General features: G+C 49.0%; 14 protein-coding genes, 1 pseudogene and 1 other annotated feature. Of the genes and pseudogenes, 9 read left to right on the top strand and 6 right to left on the bottom strand.

The annotated features are described in order from the left end of the window. Positions 1 to 182 precede the first annotated feature (182 nt). Both cysB and topA read right to left on the bottom strand, forming a co-directional pair. Positions 183 to 1,157, bottom strand: a complete 975-nt coding sequence (gene cysB, locus SPM24T3_RS06890) for an HTH-type transcriptional regulator CysB (protein ID WP_009636004.1) — start codon at positions 1,155 to 1,157, stop codon at positions 183 to 185. Positions 1,158 to 1,473: 316 nt separating this feature from the next. Then, positions 1,474 to 4,071, bottom strand: a complete 2,598-nt coding sequence (gene topA / locus SPM24T3_RS06885) for a type I DNA topoisomerase (protein ID WP_009636003.1) — start codon at positions 4,069 to 4,071, stop codon at positions 1,474 to 1,476. Positions 4,072 to 4,508: 437 nt separating this feature from the next. Here topA and SPM24T3_RS06880 point away from each other — a divergent pair, with 437 nt between their 5' ends. Continuing rightward, positions 4,509 to 4,760 carry a DUF2498 family protein gene (locus SPM24T3_RS06880; RefSeq protein ID WP_009636002.1) on the top strand — a complete coding sequence of 84 codons (252 nt, stop codon included), beginning with the start codon at positions 4,509 to 4,511 and terminating at the stop codon, positions 4,758 to 4,760. Positions 4,761 to 4,864: 104 nt separating this feature from the next. On the opposite strand, the gene sohB is transcribed toward SPM24T3_RS06880, so the two are convergent. Next, on the bottom strand, positions 4,865 to 5,908 hold the full coding sequence (gene sohB / locus SPM24T3_RS06875; protein ID WP_009636001.1) for a protease SohB: 1,044 nt from the start codon (positions 5,906 to 5,908) through the stop codon (positions 4,865 to 4,867). 365 nt (positions 5,909 to 6,273) lie between these two features. Between sohB and SPM24T3_RS06870 the strand changes: the two genes are divergently transcribed. Next, complete coding sequence (locus SPM24T3_RS06870; RefSeq protein WP_009636000.1) at positions 6,274 to 7,035, top strand: YciK family oxidoreductase; 762 nt, start codon at positions 6,274 to 6,276, stop codon at positions 7,033 to 7,035. A 14-nt stretch (positions 7,036 to 7,049) separates the two neighbouring features. Further along, entirely contained in the window at positions 7,050 to 7,640 is a 591-nt protein-coding gene (cobO, locus tag SPM24T3_RS06865) for a cob(I)yrinic acid a,c-diamide adenosyltransferase (protein WP_009635999.1), read from the top strand. Between the two features lie 87 nt (positions 7,641 to 7,727). Here cobO and rluB read toward each other — a convergent pair whose 3' ends face one another. After that, positions 7,728 to 8,678, bottom strand: a complete 951-nt coding sequence (gene rluB / locus SPM24T3_RS06860; RefSeq protein ID WP_237712987.1) for a 23S rRNA pseudouridine(2605) synthase RluB — start codon at positions 8,676 to 8,678, stop codon at positions 7,728 to 7,730. 883 nt (positions 8,679 to 9,561) lie between these two features. Here rluB and SPM24T3_RS06855 point away from each other — a divergent pair. Beyond that, the gene (locus SPM24T3_RS06855) at positions 9,562 to 14,436 is read left to right on the top strand and encodes a hypothetical protein (RefSeq protein WP_237712985.1); all 4,875 of its coding nucleotides are present in this window, start codon (positions 9,562 to 9,564) and stop codon (positions 14,434 to 14,436) included. Here SPM24T3_RS06855 and SPM24T3_RS06850 read toward each other — a convergent pair. Both SPM24T3_RS06850 and SPM24T3_RS06845 read right to left on the bottom strand, forming a co-directional pair. Then, a complete protein-coding gene (locus SPM24T3_RS06850) occupies positions 14,396 to 15,016 on the bottom strand; it encodes an L-threonylcarbamoyladenylate synthase (RefSeq protein ID WP_009635996.1) in 621 nt (206 codons plus the stop codon). The two genes, SPM24T3_RS06855 and SPM24T3_RS06850, sit on opposite strands and share 41 nt — an antisense overlap. Before the next feature lie 68 nt (positions 15,017 to 15,084). Next, positions 15,085 to 15,960, bottom strand: coding sequence for a PHP domain-containing protein (locus SPM24T3_RS06845; RefSeq protein ID WP_037377777.1), 876 nt, complete (start codon positions 15,958 to 15,960; stop codon positions 15,085 to 15,087). A gap of 291 nt (positions 15,961 to 16,251) precedes the next feature. Beyond that, positions 16,252 to 16,353: a sequence feature (Trp leader region), on the top strand. A gap of 21 nt (positions 16,354 to 16,374) precedes the next feature. On the opposite strand from SPM24T3_RS06845, the gene SPM24T3_RS06840 reads away from it, so the two are divergent. The 5 genes and pseudogenes from SPM24T3_RS06840 to trpA all read left to right on the top strand — a co-directional run bounded on the left by SPM24T3_RS06840 (position 16,375) and on the right by trpA (position 22,929). Continuing rightward, positions 16,375 to 17,937 carry an anthranilate synthase component 1 gene (locus SPM24T3_RS06840; RefSeq protein WP_009635994.1) on the top strand — a complete coding sequence of 521 codons (1,563 nt, stop codon included), beginning with the start codon at positions 16,375 to 16,377 and terminating at the stop codon, positions 17,935 to 17,937. A 1-nt stretch (position 17,938) separates the two neighbouring features. Beyond that, a pseudogene (gene trpD, locus SPM24T3_RS25855) lies at positions 17,939 to 19,542 on the top strand (bifunctional anthranilate synthase glutamate amidotransferase component TrpG/anthranilate phosphoribosyltransferase TrpD). A gap of 3 nt (positions 19,543 to 19,545) precedes the next feature. After that, entirely contained in the window at positions 19,546 to 20,910 is a 1,365-nt protein-coding gene (gene trpCF / locus SPM24T3_RS06825) for a bifunctional indole-3-glycerol-phosphate synthase TrpC/phosphoribosylanthranilate isomerase TrpF (RefSeq protein WP_009635991.1), read from the top strand. A gap of 22 nt (positions 20,911 to 20,932) precedes the next feature. Further along, on the top strand, positions 20,933 to 22,123 hold the full coding sequence (gene trpB, locus SPM24T3_RS06820) for a tryptophan synthase subunit beta (RefSeq protein WP_009635990.1): 1,191 nt from the start codon (positions 20,933 to 20,935) through the stop codon (positions 22,121 to 22,123). After that, positions 22,123 to 22,929, top strand: a complete 807-nt coding sequence (trpA, locus tag SPM24T3_RS06815; RefSeq protein ID WP_009635989.1) for a tryptophan synthase subunit alpha — start codon at positions 22,123 to 22,125, stop codon at positions 22,927 to 22,929. The genes trpB and trpA overlap by 1 nt, the downstream gene beginning before the upstream one ends. The last annotated feature ends 270 nt before the right edge of the window (positions 22,930 to 23,199 follow it).

The following is a 23,199-nucleotide window of genomic DNA, read 5'->3' as shown; positions in this document are numbered from 1 at the left end:
GCAACCTAAGCTTCCAGCAAAGGCGCAGATAAGATCATGCAGGATTGAGGCTGGAAATTGGCTTGGTGAAATTGGATAAGACAGAATTCTGAGCAGATTTGCAGATGATTGGGAGTAGGTTAAACGCAGGTGCTGGCTTTGAGAAAGGCATCAGGCCGCCTGAGGCGCGGCCTGATATCGCATTACTTGTGCGGGAGTTTAATATCTTTAAACAAAGCTTCAATGTCTTCATTGGAGCGCAATGCGATAGCACTGTCGACCACGTCGCGAGTCAGGTGCGGCGCAAATCGCTGGATGAAATCGTACATGTAACTGCGCAGGAAAGTACTGCGGCGGAAACCAATTTTAGTGGTGCTATGAGTAAAGATATCGCTGGCATCCACAGTGACCAGATCGGGATCTTGCAGCGGATCCACCGCCATGCTGGCAATGACCCCAACGCCCAATCCGAGGCGAACGTAGGTTTTGATCACGTCTGCATCAGTGGCGGTAAAGACGATGCGCGGTGTCAAACCGGCGCGATTAAACGCGGTATCCAGTTCCGAACGGCCGGTAAAACCAAAGGTATAGGTAACAATCGGATAGGAGGCCAGCTCTTCAATGGTGACCTTTTCTTTGCCTGCCAGCGGATGATCTGGCTGCACGACTACGGCACGATTCCAGTGATAGCAAGGCAGCATAATCAGATCATCATAAAGATGCAGCGCTTCGGTGGCGATGGCAAAATCTGCGTTGCCTTTGGACACTGCTTCGGCAATTTGCGTCGGCGACCCCTGGTGCATGTGCAGTGAAACACGCGGATAACGCTCGATGAATCCCTTAATCACATTAGGCAACGCGTATCGCGCCTGAGTATGGGTGGTGGCCACATACAGCGACCCTTTATCAGGATAGGTATGTTCTCCGGCTACGGCTTTAATCGCATCAACTTTTGACAGCACTTCGCGGGCAATGCGGATAATCTCCTGACCCGCAGGGGTGACCTGGGTGAGATGTTTACCGCTGCGGGCAAATATCTGGATCCCTAGTTCATCCTCAAGCATACGGACTTGCTTGCTGATGCCCGGTTGTGAGGTGTAGAGGCCTTCTGCCGTCGAAGAGACGTTCAGATTGTGATTAACAACTTCTACGATGTAACGCAGTTGCTGCAATTTCATATCTTATACCATCCTAGTGTTAAACCCTGCCCACCACTCTCCTTCTCTTTGCTGACAGAAAGGAAGGGGGTATTCTCAATTGTTTGTGCCGATTAATTCTAATAATGCATAAAAACAATATTTTATATATCAACAGTATCATTTATCAAACAATTTTGTCTCGTGTCTGGTTATAAAAAATTCAAGATTCCTTAACTTTAACGAAGACACTGACCGACCCGCAGCAAAATCTAACGACGATTGACCTGATTACAATAAAAAAACCAGCCATCAAGGCTGGTTTTTAAGATTAACTTCACAGGCGCGAGGCAGAAAGTTATTTTTTGCCTTCTTCCCATTTGCCGTCGACATAAAATGCCGTCCAGCCTGTCGCCTTGCCGTCTTTCTCAGAAGAAACATACTGCTGTTTAGTCTTACGGCTGAAACGCACCATCGACTTGTTCCCTTCTGGATCGGCCACTGGCGCATCGGCCAAATAGCTCAATTTTTCCGGCAGGCGATCTTTGAATCGCAACAGCTCTTCCACTAACGGTGCGCGGGTTTCGCGCGATTTAGGGAAAGTATTGGCCGCCAGGAACACGCCCGCCGCACCATCACGCAGCACGAAGTAAGCATCCGATTTTTCACACGGCAGTTCAGGTAATGGAACCGGATCTTCCTTCGGTGGAGCCACGTCGCCGTTACGCAAAATCTTGCGGGTATTTTTACAGGTCTCGTTGGTGCAGCCCATGTATTTACCAAAACGCCCCATTTTCAGGTGCATCTCGGAACCACACTTATCGCACTCAACCACTGGACCATCGTAACCCTTGATGCGGAACTCACCCTCTTCGATTTCATAACCGTCGCAGGCCGGGTTATTACCACAGACATGCAGTTTGCGGCCGGTATCGATCAGGTAACTGTCCATCGCTGTGCCGCACTTGGTACAGCGACGACGAGCACGCAGGGCATTGGTTTCGGCATCATCCCCTTCGAGAATGTTCAGGACTTCTGATTCCGGCACCAGATTAATAGTGGTTTTGCAGCGCTCTTTCGGCGGCAACGCGTAGCCAGAACAGCCCAGGAACACGCCGGTAGTTGCGGTACGGATCCCCATTGGACGCCCACAGGTTGGGCATTCAATGCTGGTCATCACCATCTGGTTCGGGCGCATACCGCCCTCTTCCGGATCTTTCTCGGCGGTTTCAAGCTGTTGGCTGAACTGGGCAAAGAAATCGTCCAGCACGCCTTTCCACTCGGCTTTATTATTCGCAACCTGGTCGAGGCCGTCTTCCATTCGGGCGGTGAAATCGTAGTTCATCAACTCGCGGAAGTTATCTTCCAGACGATCGGTAACGATCTCGCCCATTTTCTCGGCATAGAAGCGGCGATTTTCAACGTGAACGTACCCGCGATCCTGAATGGTCGAAATGATCGATGCATAGGTAGACGGACGGCCAATACCGCGTTTTTCAAGCTCTTTCACCAGAGACGCTTCGCTAAATCGTGCAGGCGGCTTGGTAAAGTGCTGAGTAGGCAGCAGCTGTTGCAAATTCAATGTACTGCCGACTTCAATCGGTGGCAGCGTGCGGTCTTCATCACCCTTGCGCAGCGCTGGCATGACGTGAGTCCAACCATCGAAACGCAATGTGCGGCCCTTGGCACGCAGCGAGTAATCACCGGCCTTGACAGTCAGCGTCGTGGAATCGTACTGCGCTGGCACCATCTGACAGGCGACAAACTGACGCCAGATCAGCTGATACAATCTTTGCGCATCGGCTTCCATGTCTTTCAACTGCTCAGACACCACACTCACGTCGGATGGACGAATCGCTTCGTGCGCTTCCTGTGAATTTTCTTTGTTGCTGTATTGATTAGGCGCCTTTGGCAAGTACTTCTCGCCAAAATTGTCACCAATATAGCCACGCACCATTTCTACCGCGTCTTTGCTCAGATTGGTTGAGTCGGTACGCATGTAAGTAATGTGACCAGCTTCATACAGCCGCTGGGCCATCATCATGGTTTTCTTGACGCCGAAGCTCAGACGCGTGCTTGCCGCCTGCTGCAAGGTGGAGGTAATAAAAGGAGCTCCTGGCTTGCTGCTGGTCGGTTTGTCTTCACGATCCACCACGTCGTAACGGGCTTTTTCAAGCAGCGCAACGGCGGCGTGAGTCTGCTCGCGGTTAACCGGTTTGAAAGGTTTTTCGAGGTGATGAGTCACCTCCATTTGCAGGTCAATTTTCTCTTTGGACTGCAAATCGGCGTGCAGTTCCCAATATTCTTCGGGAACGAAGGCCTTAATCTCTTTTTCTCGCTCAACGACAAGGCGCACCGCGACGGATTGAACGCGCCCCGCTGAAAGCCCACGAGCAATTTTCTTCCACAGCAACGGAGAAACCATGTAACCCACAACGCGGTCCATAAAACGGCGCGCCTGCTGGGCATTCACACGATCAATATTTAGCTCGCCCGGCTGCTCAAATGCCTGTTGAATGGCATTCTTGGTAATTTCGTTAAAAACAACACGGCTGAAGCGTTTATCATCACCACCAATCACTTCCCGCAAATGCCAGGCAATCGCCTCTCCTTCGCGGTCAAGGTCGGTTGCGAGATAGATATGGTCAGCTTTTTCTGCGAGAGATTTTAACTCGGCTACAACCTTTTCTTTACCTGGCAATATTTCGTATTGCGCTTCCCAACCATGGAATGGGTCAACGCCCATGCGATTTACCAGCGCGGTTTTCTCATCCTTTTTAACTTTTTTCTTTGTTTTATCTTCGGCTGAGCTAGCGCTTTTTTTACTCGCGGATCCGCTGGTAGGCAAATCGCGGATATGACCGACGCTGGACTTAACCACGTAGTCATTTCCTAAATATTTATTAATCGTTTTGGCTTTTGCCGGGGACTCAACTATTACGAGAGCTTTGCCCATAATTACCTTTTACCTAAATTATTCTTCTCGAAAAGAAGATTTTGTCTTGTTTATGCCGCGGCACATTTAATGTCTTTTTTTATATTGCGGCACTCAGTCAGGAGATCAACCATTTTTTTTCATGACCTTTTATCACTGTCCTCCAGAGGGGCAACCCAATGAGTTTTTATGCGTTTGCAGCCCGAACAGTGTTAAAAGTGCAAGGATCATAGCCTGAAATAATCTCAGGGCGTAAACAAATCATTCCACCCTACGCCAGAAAATCCCACACTCTACCTGATAAAAATCGCCACGCAACTTAATTAGCACGTAAATGCGCTTTCTGCCAATCAGAACATTATATGTTCAAAATTCTTCCAGCCCTGTCCCAGCAGGGTTGCGGCCTTGCAGGCCAGAGTTCTACAATTGCCCAAGAGATTAACGCGAGGAGTATTGTTATGCACTTACACACCGCAGCTATAAATCCTGGAGCACTACTTATAGAAGCAAATAAAGTAATTCGCCAGCATGAACATTATCTACCGGGAATGAAAGCAACAGAAGTTGAACAAAAGGGAAATGTGCTGGTTTTTCGTGGGGAATTCTTTCTGGATGAACAAGGATTACCGACCGGAAAAACCACCGCCGTTTTTAATATGTTTAAACTTCTCGCCACTCTTTTTTCAGATAAATACCACCTGGAAATTTAGTTTATTTTTTGGTCGAAAAGATTAGGTCTTTAATTAAATTTTCATCTTTTTATAACAGGTAATTTTAGTGATTAAAAAAGGGACCGAAGTCCCTTCTAAATATCTTACAAAAGTGGTTTTTCACCGCGTTGTAACCAGCGTAAAAACAGTCGATCGGCGCTCTCTGCTGCGCTACCGGTAAAGCGATCCATCATGCGTTTACGACGGCTATAACGCACTGAAATCACCTCGTGGTTTTTCATTTCTGCGATCAGTAAATCATCACTGGTGCCAATGGCGTCAATCAGCCCTTTTTCACGCGCCTGAGAGCCGAACCAGTGCTCGCCGGTAGCAACCGCATCGATGTCCAAAGATGGGCGATGTTGATGAACAAACTCTTTGAACAACACGTGAGTTTCGTTGAGATCTTCCTGGAATTTTTCACGACCTTCATCCGTGTTTTCACCAAACAGCGTTAAGGTACGTTTAAACTGACCAGCGGTATGCAACTCAACATCAATATTATTCTTTTTCAGCAGGCGGCTAAAGTTAGGGATCTGCGCAACCACGCCAATGGAACCAATGATGGCAAAAGGAGCAGCTACAATGCGATCGGCAACGCAGGCCATCATATACCCCCCGCTGGCGGCCACTTTATCAACCGCCACAGTTAAGCGCACTCCCGCCTGAGTCAGGCGAGCCAGCTGTGAGGAGGCCAATCCATAACCGTGCACCACGCCGCCAGGGCTTTCAAGACGCAGCAGCACTTCATCCTGCGGAGTCGCCACGGCCAGAACTGCCGAAATCTCCTCACGCAGCGAAGTCACCTCATGGGCGTCCATGCTGCCTTTGAAATCCAGGACATACAGGCATGGCTTGCTTTTAACCGTTCCAGTTTTAGCCTGCTGCTTTTTGGCTTTGGCCTCAGCCTTCTCTTCTTTTTTAAACGCCTTGAGGCTTAACTTCTGTTCTGCCGGATTCAGGCGGGCGGTGCGCATTTCACGCTGCATTTCACGATATTCTTCACCCAGGTCGGTCAGGCGTAATTCGCCCTTACCTGCTGATTTACGCTGGCGCAACCCAACAAAAAGAACGACCAGCGCACCAATCGCGACCACTACGGTGACAATCTTGGCCAAAAACAGCCCGTACAGAGAAAGTAAATCCACAAATACCGCCTTATAACATTCTGATAAGTGACGAGGTCCATTCTAGACAATCGTTGCTCATGAGTCTTGCTTCTGCAAAGACTGACAGCACATAAACGCTGGACTTGCACCATTATCGCGTTAATTTTGCTAAAGATGATGCGCCTGAGATTCATTTTTGTTACAAATGATCTACTCAATAGTGGGTTAATTATTGAAAGTCATGTCCATTTCAGGCATATAACAGCAATTATCAAACTATTGATAAAACATATTCCGGCAATTCGTTTGGTCTCGGTTGAGGTTTCAGCTCCCGGCAAACGCGTTGTGCTGGTGCGTTGTTGGCCTTTGCCACCGCATCTGACACCTAACAGAGGACATTTCCCGTGCATTATCATCCAAAATCCGACTTACTCAGCCAGCGCATTATTCTCGTTACCGGCGCTGGTGACGGCATTGGCCGTGAAGCCGCTCTGACCTATTCTCGCTTTGGCGCACGCGTTATCCTGCTTGGTCGCACAGAGAGTAAACTGGTGGCCGTACAGCAAGAGATTGCCCGCGAAGGCTGGCTGCCAGCCGAGTTTATTACCGCCGATTTACTCCACGCCACACAGCATGACTGTAATCAGGTGGCCGAGCGCATTGCCCAATGGGTGCCGCGCCTCGACGGTGTGTTGCACAATGCCGGATTGCTCAGTGAAATTGTGCCGGTCAGCGAGATAAAACTGCAAGACTGGCATGACGTGATGCAAGTTAACGTCAACGCAACCTTTATGCTGACCCAAAGTCTGCTGCCACTGTTGTTGAAATCAGCCAGCTCGTCTCTGGTATTTACCAGCTCCAGCGCGGGTCGTGAGGGCCGCAGCGGATGGGGAGCCTATGCGGTGTCCAAGTTTGCTACCGAAGGGCTGATGCAGGTATTGGCCGACGAGTATAAAAACACCAATTTGCGGGTTAACTGCATCAATCCAGGCGGAACGCGCACCAGTATGCGCGCCTCGGCCTTCCCTGACGAAAACAGCCAGAAGCTGAAAACCCCTGCTGATATTATGCCTCTATATTTGTATCTGATGGGGGATGATAGTCGTCGCAAAACCGGCACCAGTTTTGATGCGCAACCCGGCCGCAAAGCTGGCCCAGCTGAATAAATAGAGCAAAAAAGATGACGGCAGACAGGCACCAGCAGCGCCAGCAAAAATTGAAAGAACAGGTCGATGCGCGTATCGACGCTGCCAAAGAAGCTCGCGGTATTCTGATTGTTCTAACCGGTAACGGTAAAGGCAAAACTACCGGTGCCTTTGGTACTGTGACTCGCGCCGTCGGACACGGGCAGCGTGCGGGTGTGATCCAGTTTATCAAGGGCGAATGGCCAAACGGTGAACGAAATCTGCTCGAACCGCACGGGGTTGAGTTTCAGGTGATGGCCACGGGTTTTACCTGGGAAACGCAGAATAAAGAAACCGATACCGTGGCGTGTCAGGCGGTCTGGCAGCACGGTAAACGTATGCTGGCTGATGCATCGCTTAATTTGGTCGTGCTTGACGAGCTAACTTACATGCTGAGCTTTGGCTATCTGGATCTTCAAGAGGTCATTGATGCGCTGAATAATCGCCCGGCGCATCAGACGGTGATTATTACCGGCCGCGGCTGCCATCGTGATGTGCTGGAATTGGCCGATACGGTTAGCGAATTGCGCCCGGTAAAGCACGCCTTCGACGCTGGAATCATGGCGCAACAGGGAATTGACTGGTAGCCACTGCGGTTTTCCGGGCAAAAAAAACCGCAGCACTCAGACTGCGGTTCTCTATTCAACTCACAGTTTGGTTAACGATTAACGTTTTCACGGACCGCTGCTGCGACGTGCTGGCGCAACTTGAGTATGGCGCTTAACCGCACGGCGAATCTGATTAGCCTTGACGCGACGACGATCGCGCTCAACCGGCAGCTTGCTCACGGTTTCTTCAGTCATATCAACCAGTTGACGAAGATAGTTGATATCTGGAAGATCCAACTCTTTATAACCGCCACGAGGCAGACCTTTTGGCAGATTCAAGTCACCGTATCGAACACGGATCAATCGGCTCACCTGAACGCCTACAGCTTCCCAAAGACGACGCACTTCGCGGTTACGGCCTTCGGTCAGAGTCACGTTGTACCACTGGTTCAGACCTTCACCGCCCTGGTACTTGATAGTACGGAAGGCAGCCGGGCCATCTTCCAGTTGAACGCCACGGCTCAGCTGTTTGATTTTTTCGTCATCAATCTGACCAAATACGCGCACCGCGTATTCACGCTCTACTTCACGGCTTGGGTGCATCAGGCGGTTAGCCAGCTCACCATCGGTAGTGAAAAGCAACAAACCTGAGGTGTTAACGTCGAGACGGCCAACAGCAACCCAACGCGAACCGCGCATTTTCGGCAGGCGGTCGAACACGGTAGGACGACCTTCGGGATCGCTGCGGGTACATAGCTCGCCTTCCGGCTTGTAGTAAGCCAGGACGCGACAAACCGTATCTTCGGCTTCAAGGATTGACAGCACGTGACCGTCGAGACGGATCTTGGTGCCGGCAACCAGTTCTACACGGTCGCCGAGGGTAGAAATCTTACCGTCAACACTGATGCGCCCTGCCTGAATCATGGCTTCAACTTCACGACGAGAACCGTGGCCCGCGCGAGCCAAGACTTTTTGCAGTTTTTCGCTTTGCAGGCCATCACCGTCGTCAAGCGCATTCTTCGGCTTTTCGTATTTCGGTGCGTCTTCAACTTCTTCATCGTTGACTTTTTTTACCATCAGAGATTCGGCGCGCGGCTTGGTGCTGCGTGGCTTATCGCCTGCTGGTTTGCCTGAACGCGGCTTATCGCTGCGAGGCTTGTCGGTGCGCGGCTTGTCATTACGACTGCCGGTTCGTGCTTTGTCTGCACCTGATTTATCCGCGGCAGGCTTGCCACCACGAACTGTTTCGATACGTGATTTTTCAGTGCCAGGTTTTTTACCGCGTGGCTTATCCGAATCGCTGCGCTGTGAACGCGGTTTGTCAGACGAAAATTTATCGTTTTTTTGCTTACTGGAATTAAACTTCTCGCTCATTGAGCAGCCTCATTTGTCGCCTTCACAGGCGTCATTATCTATTCTACTTGCAGAAAGTTACGGCTGAATAGCCCTAACCCTATAATTCTTATCACATTTTTCAATAAAGTCATTCAATTCGGCTCAAAGTACTGGCGTCAACTTTATGCTATGTGGTCGGACATATTACACGATTTTTATGCTAAAAGATGCCTCTAATGGCATGAGGGTTTCTGTAAGCGCCAAGTCAATAAATCTGAGTGCGGCTATTTAATATGGGCCGTTTCAAAAATACTCAAACTCTCTGTAGATGAATGGGTGAAATTTTAAAGTATTTTAAAAAAATGGTGGATAGGATTTAGCGTTTAGCCAGCAAAAAAATGCTGCCCAACCTATTGGTGAGTGTATCACTATGCGCGTGACTACAGGCTCAGATTTACAGCCGATCAGGCCCTCCCATCTATCCCCTAACCCGATGATTTATTTGTTATCGCTGATAAAAAATACTGTAGCGAGTCTAACCAGTAATGATCCACAACGGTCATACCTAGATTCAACCTCGTCGCGAAGCAATGGCTATGAAATTATTTTGGCTTCGAGTCATCATTTGGCTACGGTCAAAGCTGCAGACCTTTTGGTGCATTCTTATTCCCGCGCTATGAACCCGCTGCTGTCTTCATTATCTTTATCCCCCACCAGCCTCTCACTCGGTACAGCTCTGGGCGCGTTATCCAGCACTGCTCTGCTCAATTCGATAATGGATAAAAGCTATTTCCGCCCTAATTTAGCGCCTCTGATTAACCTGCTAGATTCTATTTTTCAGGCCGAGTTATTAAGAATGTTTATTACTCATCCTGTGCGGCTGGCGTCAATGGAGGAAGAGACTAAAACCTGGCTTTGCCAGTCAGCAAGTGCGGTGGTCAATATCATACAGGCGAGCCTTATCAGCAGAACTGCTTCAGGGCTGGCATTTATTTTAGAATTACCACAAGCATGGGTCGCCTTGCAGCATTATCGCGACATTCCGTTGCCAGAGGTTATTTATTGTTATACCGAATGGGTGATTGGTGCAATTGATGGCGGCGGCTCGTTGCCATTTTTTAATAGCTATTCACCTTTAGCGACTGTCTCAATGTTGGCTGCTTATATAATGTGGACAATATCCCGAAAACCCTCGCCATATTCTCTACCCGCCGGGACTCGTGAGATGGGATGCGTCGCAATAAAATTGCTCGAGATCAGCCGCTACATCACACGCTCCTCGCCAAGGCTCGGGAAAGCTACTGATATTCCGCTTCGGATTTCCTCTCAATTTGAAAAACACGCCAGCTCAATCCAATTTCAACCACGAAAATATTACGGCTCTCGGCCTACTGATAATCCTAGTACTACTAGTGCTGCTAGTACTGAGTTAATACCCTATTACGTTGTAAATAGGCCGGTTATAACCAGCGGCTCCACTGTTAAAGGTCAAGTAAACAGTCCACTCCTTCCTGTGATCCTAAGTAGTCAAGCGGCACATTTTGCTCAAAGAAAATCTGTTAACCCGAGTCCAGCAATCATTGCTTTCGCCTTAATCAGTACCACAGGGGCGATCAGTTATGTCGGATATCAAGCTGTTTCAGCCCTCTATACGTATCTGGTGCATGAAGCAAATTCCGAAAATAAAACTAACTTGCCAGTCAAAATTAGCAGTCATCAACGGCGTGAAGCTTTAAATCGCTTAGCGAGAACGCGTAGCTTGCACATCTCTAATTTTACGCCGAGGGAGCAGATCGATGAGTTGATTCTCGCCGCGGCTATCAACATATTGCCAATACCTATTAATAACACTCGGTCAAACGGCGTCGAAATTATTGCCAGATTGGCAGATGAAATCATTAACGCTCGTGGAGATTTCAATTTTCGTAAAATCAATGAATTATTTACGCAAATTAAAGATCTGGGTGGCAACAAAACTATTGGGCTTTTGCGCTCGAAAAAGAGCAGCCAAGGCAAGTTGCGTTTAATGATATGGCCGCATAATCAAAGTATCGATCTTACTTGCGATATTAATAATAAAAAATTAACTCGCCCTGAGCTGCGGGACGCCTTGGCGTTGATAATGCACCTGATACTAAGGTCTACTGAAACCCGATACTCAATTCTTGACGCCCTCTCTCGGATAAAAACTTCCGCTGTAGGCCTTTATTACCAGTGGTATATTCATAACCGGCATTCGCCGAAAAATGATACCGTTGAAAGCAACTATAAAAATCAAACCATGCAGCAATTTTATGATCACCTACAGGATATAATGGGTTCTTTATTAGCTCCTTTTAATCCACACAATGTAGATACCCGGAGACTGATTTTTTTCTTGATTTATCTGGAAATGCCCAATGTATGTATTGGTATTCAATTCGATGGCGAAAAATCACCGGCCATCAGTAAGCAAAACTCCCATGCTATTCATGGCGACCTATATCTCAAAACTAAAGGTGATGAATTAAGCTATGACAATTTTTTGCAGACCTTAAATGAGGTTAGAAATGAAGATTTAAAAATAATCTACCTGATAACGCACAGTGAGATCTATGCAGCAGCATTTAAACAACAAGGTTTTATTGCCCAAATTCACCGGATGGTTTTTAATACAGAGTATGAAATCGCCGAGATCGAACAGCGTATTGGTGCTTTGACTTATATAGATCGAATGTCAATGATTGCATTAGCGGTATCAGAGCTTGGTTTTAACGAAAAGGTCCCTTGGACGGCAAAGAAAATTATTCCCTACCCGGGGAATTTATCCAAAGAAAATGCTTTTAAAGTCATTCATAATGATTTTAAAAAAAGAGAAAGCAACAGCGGACGAACTGGGGCAATGATTCCGAGGAGCCATATGATTGCCGTTGAAAAATACCGCACCTGGCTGGAACAATACGTTGCATTGAACGGACACTTAGAGGTAATGCTGAAAATCGATCCCCATGTCTTTGATATTTTAGCTAAAAAATATCCTTTACAAGATATTGAGCAATATCTCAAAAAAATAATCAGCCATCGCAGTATCAAGAAGATTTTTAACGTTAAATATGATGATAACCTCAGTCAAGAATCCAAACTTATTTACCAATCAATTTTACTTTCTTTGAACCTTTTATCGCAAAACGATCAAGATTTTATTAGTAATTCAACAAAATTCCAAATTATCAACTTAACAAAATATGCCCACACCTTGTTGAACCTGTTTGCTCAGTTAGAAGGGAGACAAAAAGAAAAATTCGAAACATGGAATTTGGCTTCGATTGTCATTGCTGAAAGTAACAATAGCCGCAGAGTTTATTCTTTCAATCGTCGATTCCATTTAAAAACGCATGAAAACTTGTTAATTGAAAGATTAACCCAGTGCAGCGATGATACTGACGTTTTGGACATTCATGATTTTTTACGCCAATATATGACGGAGAATAAAGCTAGTTACATTGAAACCAATACTGAAAAAAAATGCATTATCCCTCAAGCTTCTATTCTCTACTACACCTATGAATTAGACATTGAAGAATTTGATAGCAAAGATAAAGTCTTTCGTCGTTTGCAACAACATCAACTACAACCCCGAGTAGATAGAAAAGTTAATGCTTATGGTGAAACGTCTGAAGAAATAGAATTGTCAACAGATCCACGCTGGTTAGCTTTTCGGCCCTGGCTACCCTTTATAGAATGCTATGACGTTTCTTCAGGCTTGGCCAACGGTAAAGATAGCCTATGGATAACAGCAATTGACGGTTTAACCTGCGGGCTAAATTTCATCCCAGCCGGAAAAATCGTCTCTTTCCCATTTAGGATCGCGATTAAAGGGGTAAGAAAATTAGTCTATCCAACTGAAAAAGCATTTAAAAATGCATTTTTTCAGTCTGTCGAAAGTTTTTTCTCAAAGAGAATCTCAGGAATTTCCCCTGAAACGCTTGACGAGTTTAAAAGACTTTATAAAAACATTTATAGTCAGGAAATGTTCAATCTGCCACAGCAAAAAGTTAGCCACGTTTTTATCGATGGCGTTTATAACTTTATTTCCAGAGGCTCGCCAATTCCCCTGCCCAATTTTTTTAAATGGAATATGCACGGGTTTGTTGATGCATTTAGCAATATGAATAAAGGGCTGCTCCTTAAGACTGTTGCCCAGGGAGTCAAAGCCAACGCAGCACCTGCTGTGGGCTTTATTGGTCAAAAGATTGCACCTAAAGTATTTCGCGGCGTTAGAAAAAAACTTCAGAGTTCTTCGGCTGAATCGGGTGAACAGCAACATCAAAATATTATTAGTGAATTTTCCAACCCTGATTCCTACCTACCTTACGCAATTACCTTCTTAGAAAATAAATGTACTTTTAACGAACTGCGTTTCCACTGCGATCTGACAACCTTGGACCAGTTGATGCCCATAAGGAATATAAATGATACAACAGTTGAGCAATTGGCGATTAAGCGTAAAATCTATACAAAACTTCTCATAGCCCTATTTAACAATAATAGTACACAACTTTGGCAACAATCTTTAAATAATATCAGCGTAGCGATGGAAATTAATAAGATAAATCAGACCCGTTTGGTCAGCTTTATCTCGATCAAACCAAGCGTAATGCAACAAATTCAATATTTACATAACTATTACGTTCCATTTTGGCAGCACGATTTCGACGCATTATTGCAAATGATTACAAATAAACGTATTACTGTCGCTGCACCAGAGTTATGGGATTTTTTGCTTAATCGAATCGAAGGGAAACATGACACTTCACTGAGTAATCAACTCACTCAATTATTTGACAACCCCAATACCCTTCATTTGCAGTTGTATTTTCATGAGTTAGTGCAAAACATACAATGGACATGTTCCTTGCCTGATATGGAGGACGACCGTGTGAGTGCTCGTTATATCAGTGAAGCATTCAGTCAATTAACATTCATAAATTATCAGGATTGGGATAAAGAATTTTCAGTTAATTTATTGACCGATACTCTTATTGAACAGAGGCTATTTTTAGCAAGTATTACTGCTGAAAAGTTACGCCCTTTTGTTATGACTCTAGTAGCGGATCTAAAAAAAGCATTCGACTTCACTAATGCAGAATGTGTTTATCTACCATTTCTAAAAAAAAGCACAGGTCCAGAATATCGTTATTATTCCCCCCAACAGCGCGCCGAGATGTTCAATGCCTGCAGGATTCACCAGCAGGATTTAACTCATAGATTGCCCGCTATATTTGTACTTTCAAAATATGCAGATTTTACTGACGCAAGGGAAGGAAGACCAAATGCAGTTCCCACTGCTATTTGGTCTCAGATTACCGCTGACGAGGTTTTTCTATCCGCTAGAAGAGACGTTAATCGATTGTTTTACCGGCAGTATGACCGCTTTATTGTGTCTTATGACTATCAAAAGGCTTTAAAAGACTCAATGATTAGCGAAACGGTGCCGGATCGCCCGCCCCTTCGCGGATAACTTCAGGGATCGAGTCGGTCAAATCAATAACCGTGGTCGGTTGCTGGCCAATTGAACCGCCGTCGAGGATCAAATCCACCAGCTTACCGATGCTATCTTTGATCTCTTCCGGGTCGGCTTGCGCAAAGTCGTTGCCCGGCAGCATCAGAGTTGTCGACATCAACGGCTCTCCAAGCTCATCTAGCAACGCCAAAGCAATAGGATTGGACGGCACGCGCAAACCAATGGTTTTGCGTTTGTCATTCATCAAACGGCGAGGCACTTCTTTGGTCGCCTTGAGAATAAAGGTGTAGCTGCCCGGAGTATTGTTTTTGATCAGGCGAAAAGCGGTATTATCGACATAAGCATAGGTCGACAGCTCCGACAGATCGCGGCAGACCAGGGTGAAATTGTGATTACCGTCAAGTTGGCGAATGCGACAAATACGCTCCATCGAGCCTTTATCTTCCAAACGACAGCCCAGCGCATAACCCGAGTCTGTCGGGTAAACAATGACCGACCCTTTGCGCAGCATATCTACAGCCTGTTTGACCAGACGCGGTTGCGGGTTCTCGGGATGGACATAAAAATACTGACTCATAACAAATCCTCTTCACTTCTGGGCGACACATTTACTCGTTTGAAAAAGAAGCCAACGCTGTTGCAGCTTCAAGGACGAAGAACGGGCCAGTCATGCCACACGGCGGTGACATTCGCCGGCAACCAGAGCTTACGACCTAGTTCTATCCACGAGCAGGGTTGATGGAAATCTGACCCTTGTGACGCCAGTAAATTATAATCACGGGCAAATGCGGCGTGCTGCGTGCGCTCATGCGGCGCTTGCTGGCACTGTGCAACTTCCATCGCATCGCCGCCTTGTGCGGCAAAGTAGGCGAGCAGCCGCTTTAGCCACTTGGTAGACAAGTCATAGCGCCCCGGATGAGCAACAACAGCCTGTCCACCAGATTGGTGTATAACATCAATAGCTTCTTCTATTGTACACCACTGAGGCGGAACGTAGCCGGTATTGCCTTTTGCCAGATACTTTTTGAACACCTTGGCGATGTTTTCTGCCGCGCCTATCTCAACCAGATAGCGCGCAAAGTGCGCACGGGTAACGGCTCCCCCATCGGCATGGCGTAATGCACCTTCCCAGGCACCTTCTATGCGAGCCTTGGCCAAACGACGGCCAATTTCCTGAGCACGCTCGACTCGCCGCTGCGCCTGTTTCGCCAGCAGCGCGACCATTGCCGGGTGCTGCGGATCGATACGCAGTCCAACAATGTGGATTTCGTGATTTTCCCACAGCGTTGAGATTTCAACGCCGTTAATCAGTTGCAGCGGCAGATTATGCTGCTCGATTGCCGCTGCCGCGCGGGCCAGCCCGTCAGTGTTGTCATGATCGGTAATAGCTAAAACCCCGACACGCATTTCAACTGCACGGGCGACCAGCGCTTCCGGGGTGAGATAACCGTCAGAGGCAGTGGTGTGGCTGTGCAGGTCGTAAAGAGTGAATGCAGGATTGTCGGATAAACTGGATGTCATAATGATTACAGAAAGACCTATTATAAAAAACTGCACCTATCATAACGCGTAAGCCTCTTCAGGGTTACCGCTATCTCGGTAAGAGTTTTTAAATCGATGGCTTTTTAAACGATTCGACACATGCTTTGTGCCATACGCCCAAATTGCTTAAAGAGTGCAAAAAAGAAGGTTGACTTTACACCGCCGAACTAGTTAACTAGTACGCAAGTTCACAACAGATCGTGACAACCGAATTCAGGCAAGCACAACTTACAAGAGTGACTGATGATGAAAAACAACATGACTTCTTCTAACAGCTGGTGGCGCGCCTCCCCTTCGCGGGCGGTGTAATTGCGCATAGCTGTCATCAGACGCTGCAGATACCCGAAGCCCGCTTAAAGCGGGCTTTTTTGTGGATAAAATTTAGGAATAATCATGAGCAATCAACGACATAAATTAGAATTGTTGACATCACAAGGAAGTCACCGTGGTGATCCGACGGCTATCTTCCATCAGCTGTGTGGCGCACGCCCTGCAACACTGCTGTTGGAAAGTGCTGAAATTAATACCAAAGAGAGCCTGAAAAGCCTGCTGATCGTTGACAGCGCGCTGCGTATCACGGCGATGGGTCGCGTGGTAAACATTCAGGCGCTGACCATTAACGGGGCTTCTTTGCTGCCGCTGCTTGATGAGTCTTTGCCTGCCGATGTGCAAAATGTGGTACGCCCGAACGGTCGTGAACTGACTTTCCCGGTGATTGATACCATGCAGGACGAAGACGCGCGTCTGCGTTCAAAATCTGTTTTCGATGCGCTGCGAAACGTGCTGAACCTCGTCGAGTCACCAGAGGAAGAACGTGAAGCGATGTTCCTCGGCGGCCTGTTTGCCTATGATTTAGTCGCTGGATTCGAAGATTTGCCTCAGCTGCGCGCCGATCAGCGCTGCCCTGACTTCTGTTTTTATCTGGCAGAAACGCTGCTGGTTCTGGATCATCAGAAACGCACCAGCCGTCTCCAGGCCAGCCTGTTCACGCCGAATCTAGAAGAGAAACAACGTTTGGTCCAACGCCTGGAACAGCTGCAACACCAGCTGCAACAGCCTCCACACGCCATTCCTCATCAAACCGTTCACGATATGAAGCTAAGTTGCAATCAAAGCGACGAAGAGTTTGGCGGCGTGGTTGAACAAATGAAAGCAGCGATTCGCATCGGAGAGATTTTCCAGGTGGTGCCTTCTCGCCGCTTCTCTCTGCCTTGCCCGGCGCCGTTGGCAGCCTATGAAACGCTAAAAAACAGCAATCCAAGCCCTTACATGTTCTTTATGCAGGACAACGATTTTACGCTGTTTGGCGCTTCACCGGAAAGTGCGCTGAAATATGATGCCACCAACCGCCAGATAGAGATCTATCCAATTGCCGGAACTCGCCCTCGCGGTCGTCGCGCCGACGGTTCACTGGATGCCGATCTCGACAGCCGCATCGAGCTGGAAATGCGTACCGATCACAAAGAACTGGCAGAGCACCTGATGTTGGTTGACCTGGCGCGTAACGATTTGGCGCGCATCTGCGAGCCGGGCAGCCGCTATGTCGCCGACCTGACCAAAGTTGACCGCTATTCTGTGGTAATGCATCTTGTCTCTCGCGTCGTCGGCACGTTGCGCGCCGATCTCGACGTGCTGCACGCCTATCAGGCTGTCATGAATATGGGCACGCTGACCGGAGCGCCGAAAGTGCGCGCCATGCAGCTTATTGCCGAATCGGAACAATCGCGCCGCGGCAGCTACGGCGGCGCGGTGGGTTACTTTACAGCCCACGGCGACCTTGATACCTGCATCGTTATCCGCTCCGCTTATGTAGAAGACGGCATTGCAACAGTGCAGGCCGGTGGCGGTGTGGTGCTCGACTCCGTTCCACAAGCCGAAGCCGACGAAACCCGTAATAAAGCCCGTGCCGTGCTGCGCGCCATCGCCACTGCCCATCATGTTAAAGAGGTGTTTTAAGATGGCCGACATTTTACTGATCGACAATGTAGACTCATTTACCTACAACCTGGTAGATCAGCTGCGTTCCAGCGGACACAACGTGGTGATTTATCGTAATCAGATCCCTGCCGACGTGATTATCGACAAACTGAGTCAGATGGAAAAACCGGTGTTGCTGCTGTCGCCAGGTCCGGGAACGCCTTCAGAGGCCGGATGCATGCCTGAATTGCTGCGCCGTCTGCGCGGTAATCTACCGATTATCGGCATCTGTCTTGGCCATCAGGCGATTGTTGAGACCTATGGTGGCCACGTCGGGCAGGCAGGGGAAATCCTGCACGGTAAAGCCTCATCTATTACTCACGACAATCAGGGCATGTTCGCCGGCATGAATAATCCGCTGCCGGTCGCACGTTATCACTCACTGGTCGGCAGCAATATTCCCGAGGGGCTGACAGTCAATGCCCGCTTTGGAGATATGGTGATGGCGGTTCGTCATGATAAAGACCGAGTCTGCGGTTTCCAGTTCCACCCGGAATCTATTTTAACTTCTCAGGGTGCCCGTCTGTTAGAACAGACATTGGCCTGGGCTTTGGCGTAAGGAGATTTGTCATGGAAACGCAAACTATCCCAGGTATTTTGGAAAACCTTTACCAGGCAAAAACGATGACGCAGGAAGAGAGCCATGCGCTGTTCACTGCGATTGTTAACGGCGAGCTTGAGCCAGCACAGTTGGCGGCCGCGCTAATCAGTATGAAAGTGCGCGGCGAACAGCCGGCAGAGATTGCCGGAGCCGCGCAGGCCTTGCTGGCTGATGCCCTGCCTTTCCCGCGTCCTGATTACCCGTTTGCCGATATCGTCGGGACCGGCGGTGACGGCACCAACAGCATTAATATCTCGACTGCCAGTGCTTTTGTCGCTGCCTGCTGTGGCATAAGAATTGCCAAACACGGTAACCGCAGTGTGTCGAGTCGTTCAGGCTCTTCGGATTTGCTGGCCGCCTTTGGCATCAATCTGAACATGCCGGCAGAACAGTCGCGCTCCGCGCTGGATGACTTGGGTGTCTGCTTTCTGTTTGCACCGCAATATCACACCGGTTTTCGCCATGCAATGCCGGTACGTAAAGCGCTGAAAACGCGCACGCTGTTTAACGTTTTGGGTCCGCTGATTAACCCGGCACGACCGCCGCTGGCGCTGATTGGCGTTTACAGCCCCGAGCTGGTTCGCCCGATCGCCGAAACCCTGCGCACGCTTGGCTATGAGCGCGCCGCGGTAGTTCACGGTGGCGGCATGGATGAAGTCGCTATCCACGCGCCTACCCAGGTTGCCGAACTGAAAAATGGCGAAATTGAGACTTATGAACTGACGCCACAGGACTTTGGATTGGATAATTATCCTATCTCTGCCCTGCTCGGCGGCGAACCTGAAGAAAACCGTGACATTCTGGCACGCTTGTTACAAGGTAATGGCGAACCGGCGCACGAGGCCGCAGTAGCTGTAAATGTCGCCATGTTACTGCGCCTGTTTGGCCAGGAAGATTTAAAACAAAACGCACAAAAAGCTTTGGCAGTAATGCGCAGCGGAGAACCTTTCCAGCGTGTTACCGCATTGGCAGCAAGAGGATAAGTGATGCAGCAGGAAACCGTGCTCCACAAGATTGTCCGCGATAAAGAAGTTTGGGTCGCGGCACGCAAAGAACAGCAACCGCTGGCCAGTTTTCAGAACGATATCAAACCCAGCGAACGCAACTTTTATCATGCGCTGAAAGGGGCCAGAACCGCTTTCATTCTCGAATGCAAGAAGGCCTCGCCGTCAAAAGGCACTATTCGCGAAAACTTTGACCCGGTTGAAATCGCAGGCGTTTATAAAGACTTCGCCTCAGCTATTTCGGTTCTGACTGATGAAAAATACTTCCAGGGCAGCTTCGATTTTCTGCCGCTGGTCAGCGCAGCGGTCACTCAGCCAGTGCTGTGCAAAGATTTTATTATTGACCCTTATCAGATTCACCTGGCGCGTTTTTATCAGGCCGATGCCATCCTGCTGATGCTTTCAGTCTTGAATGATGAGCAATATGTCCAGCTTGCTGCCGTGGCACACAGCCTGAACATGGGCGTGCTGACCGAAGCCAGCAATGCTGAAGAGCTTGAGCGAGCGAATGAACTTAACGCCAAAGTGGTCGGCATTAATAACCGCGACCTGCGCGATTTGTCGATCGATCTCAACCGCACCCGCGAACTGGCTCCGCGCGTGGCGCACGGCGTAACAGTCATTAGCGAGTCAGGCATCAACGATTATGCACATATTCGCGAACTGTGCCGCTTTGCCAACGGCTTTTTGATCGGCAGTGCTCTGATGTCGGAAAAAGATTTGACCAGCGCGGTTCGCCGCGTACTGCTTGGCGAAAACAAGGTCTGCGGACTCACTCGACCACAGGATGCCAACGTGGCCTATCAGGCGGGTGCTATCTATGGCGGATTGATTTTCGTTGCAGGTTCGCCACGCTTTATCGACAGCACTCAGGCGCGCCAGGTTCAAAGCGGTGCGCCACTGAAGTATGTTGGCGTGTTCCGCGATGCCGATATCGCCGAAGTTGCAGAAAAAGCCAAGGCATTGAACCTGTTTGCGGTACAGCTGCACGGTGATGAAGACCAGACTTATATCAATCATCTGCGCGAAATCTTGCCGCAGGGATGCCAGGTCTGGAAAGCGCTGAGCGTGAAAGATTCGGTCCCGGCCCGCGACCTGCAACATGTTGAACGCTATGTGCTGGATAACGGCAAAGGCGGCACGGGTCAGCGTTTTGACTGGAGCAAACTGGCTGGCGAAAAGCTTGATAACGTGCTGCTGGCCGGTGGACTGGGTGCAGATAACTGCGTGCAGGCCGCACAGCTTGGCTGCGCTGGACTGGATTTCAACTCAGGTGTCGAACGCGAACCTGGAATTAAAGATGCGGACAAGATTACCGCCGTATTCCAGACGCTGCGCGCTTACTAATTGAGTGTTAAAGGAACAGAAAATGACTTTACTTAATCCGTACTTCGGCGAATTTGGTGGCATGTATGTGCCACAAATTCTAATGCCCGCGCTTATCCAGCTGGAAGAAGCTTTCGTTAACGCCCAGCGCGATCCGGAGTTCCAGGCCGAGTTTATCGACCTGCTGAAAAACTACGCTGGCCGCCCTACTGCGCTGACGCTGTGTAAAAACCTGACTGCCGGGACTCACACCAAGCTTTATCTTAAACGCGAAGACTTGCTGCACGGCGGCGCGCACAAGACTAACCAGGTGCTGGGTCAGGCATTGCTGGCCAAACGCATGGGTAAAACCGAAATCATCGCCGAGACCGGTGCCGGACAGCACGGCGTGGCGTCGGCGCTGGCCTGTGCTCTGCTCGGCCTGAAATGTCGTATTTATATGGGCGCAAAAGACGTTGAACGTCAATCACCTAACGTATTTCGTATGCGCTTGATGGGGGCCGAAGTCATTCCAGTCCACAGCGGTTCCGCCACGCTGAAAGATGCCTGTAACGAGGCGCTGCGCGACTGGTCTGGCAGCTACGAGACGGCGCACTACATGCTGGGAACCGCAGCGGGTCCGCATCCTTACCCTACAATCGTGCGTGAATTCCAGCGCATGATCGGTGAAGAAACCAAGGCGCAGATGCAAGAGCGTGAAGGCTGCCTGCCAGACGCGGTAATTGCCTGCGTAGGCGGCGGTTCCAATGCAATCGGCATGTTTGCCGACTTTATCGACGACACCAGCGTCAGGCTGATTGGCGTTGAGCCTGCTGGCCTGGGGATTGAAACCGGCCAGCACGGCGCACCGTTGAAACATGCTCCGGTGGGTATTTATTTCGGCATGAAAGCGCCAATGATGCAGACCTCAGAAGGCCAGATTGAAGAGTCTTACTCCATCTCTGCCGGTCTCGACTTCCCGTCAGTGGGCCCGCAACATGCGCATCTGAACAGTATTGGCCGCGCGGAATACGTGTCGATTACCGATGACGAAGCGCTGGAAGCGTTTAAATCACTGTCACGCAATGAAGGGATCATCCCTGCACTTGAGTCATCGCATGCGCTGGCCTATGCCCTGAAAATGATCAAACAGGATCCGCAGAAAGAACAGATTTTGGTAGTCAACCTTTCTGGGCGCGGCGACAAAGACATATTTACCGTACACGATATTTTGACTGCCCGGGGAGAGATCTGATGGAGCGCTATCAACAACTATTCAAGCGTCTTGAAAGTCAAAAAGAAGGCGCTTTCGTTCCTTTCGTCACCCTCGGTGACCCAAATCCAGAGCTTTCACTCGCAATCATCGATACGTTGATTGAGGCGGGTGCCGATGCGTTGGAGTTGGGCATTCCGTTCTCTGATCCGCTGGCAGACGGCCCGACGATTCAGAATGCCAACCTGCGCGCCTTCGCTGCTGGCGTAACGCCAACTCAGTGTTTTGTGCTGCTGGAAAAAATTCGTGAAAAGCATCCGGATATTCCGATCGGCCTGCTGATGTATGCCAATCTGGTGTTCCACAAAGGTATCGATACCTTCTACGAGCGCTGCGCTCAGGTCGGCGTCGATTCGGTATTGGTCGCTGATGTACCGTTGGAAGAGTCGGCACCTTATCGCGCTGCGGCTTTGCGTCACGGCATCGCTCCTATCTTTATTTGTCCGCCGAATGCCAGCGACGACCTGCTGCGTGAAATCGCCTCTCATGGCCGCGGATACACCTATCTGCTGTCTCGTGCGGGCGTTACCGGCACAGAAAAGCGTGCGGTTACTCCACTGAACCATCTGATTGACAAACTGCGCGAGTATAACGCCGCGCCGCCGCTGCAGGGCTTTGGTATCTCCGAACCTTCTCAGGTCAAAGAATCGCTGGCGGCAGGCGCTGCCGGAGCCATTTCAGGTTCGGCGATTGTTCGTATCATCGAGAATAATCAGCATGATCCGGCAGAGATGCTGGCTCAGCTGTCGCGTTTTGTTACTGAAATGAAAGCCGCCACTCGCCGCTAAGTTTTTTAGCCAGACAGTCTGCAAAGCCCCGCCATTACTGTGAGCGGGGCTTTATTTTTTTCAACCTGTTTAACTTTTTTACCGCCTGACACTGTACTTCCCGCACTTTTGAACCACACTTACTGGGCAGATAGTTTATTATTCTTAATCATGTACTTGTCTCCTAAAGTATTGCCATACTTGTAAAGGGTCTTTTAAGAGATAAAGTGCCGAATAAGTTTATTGGGTGAATTGGATAGTTTGTGATAACACATCGCATGGAGAGTTAAA

Source organism: Serratia sp. M24T3, assembly GCF_000257645.1.
Taxonomy (GTDB): Bacteria; Pseudomonadota; Gammaproteobacteria; order Enterobacterales; family Enterobacteriaceae; genus Rouxiella.
The sequence above is the reverse complement of the archived record's forward strand: the minus strand, read 5'-3'. Positions and strand labels throughout refer to the sequence as shown.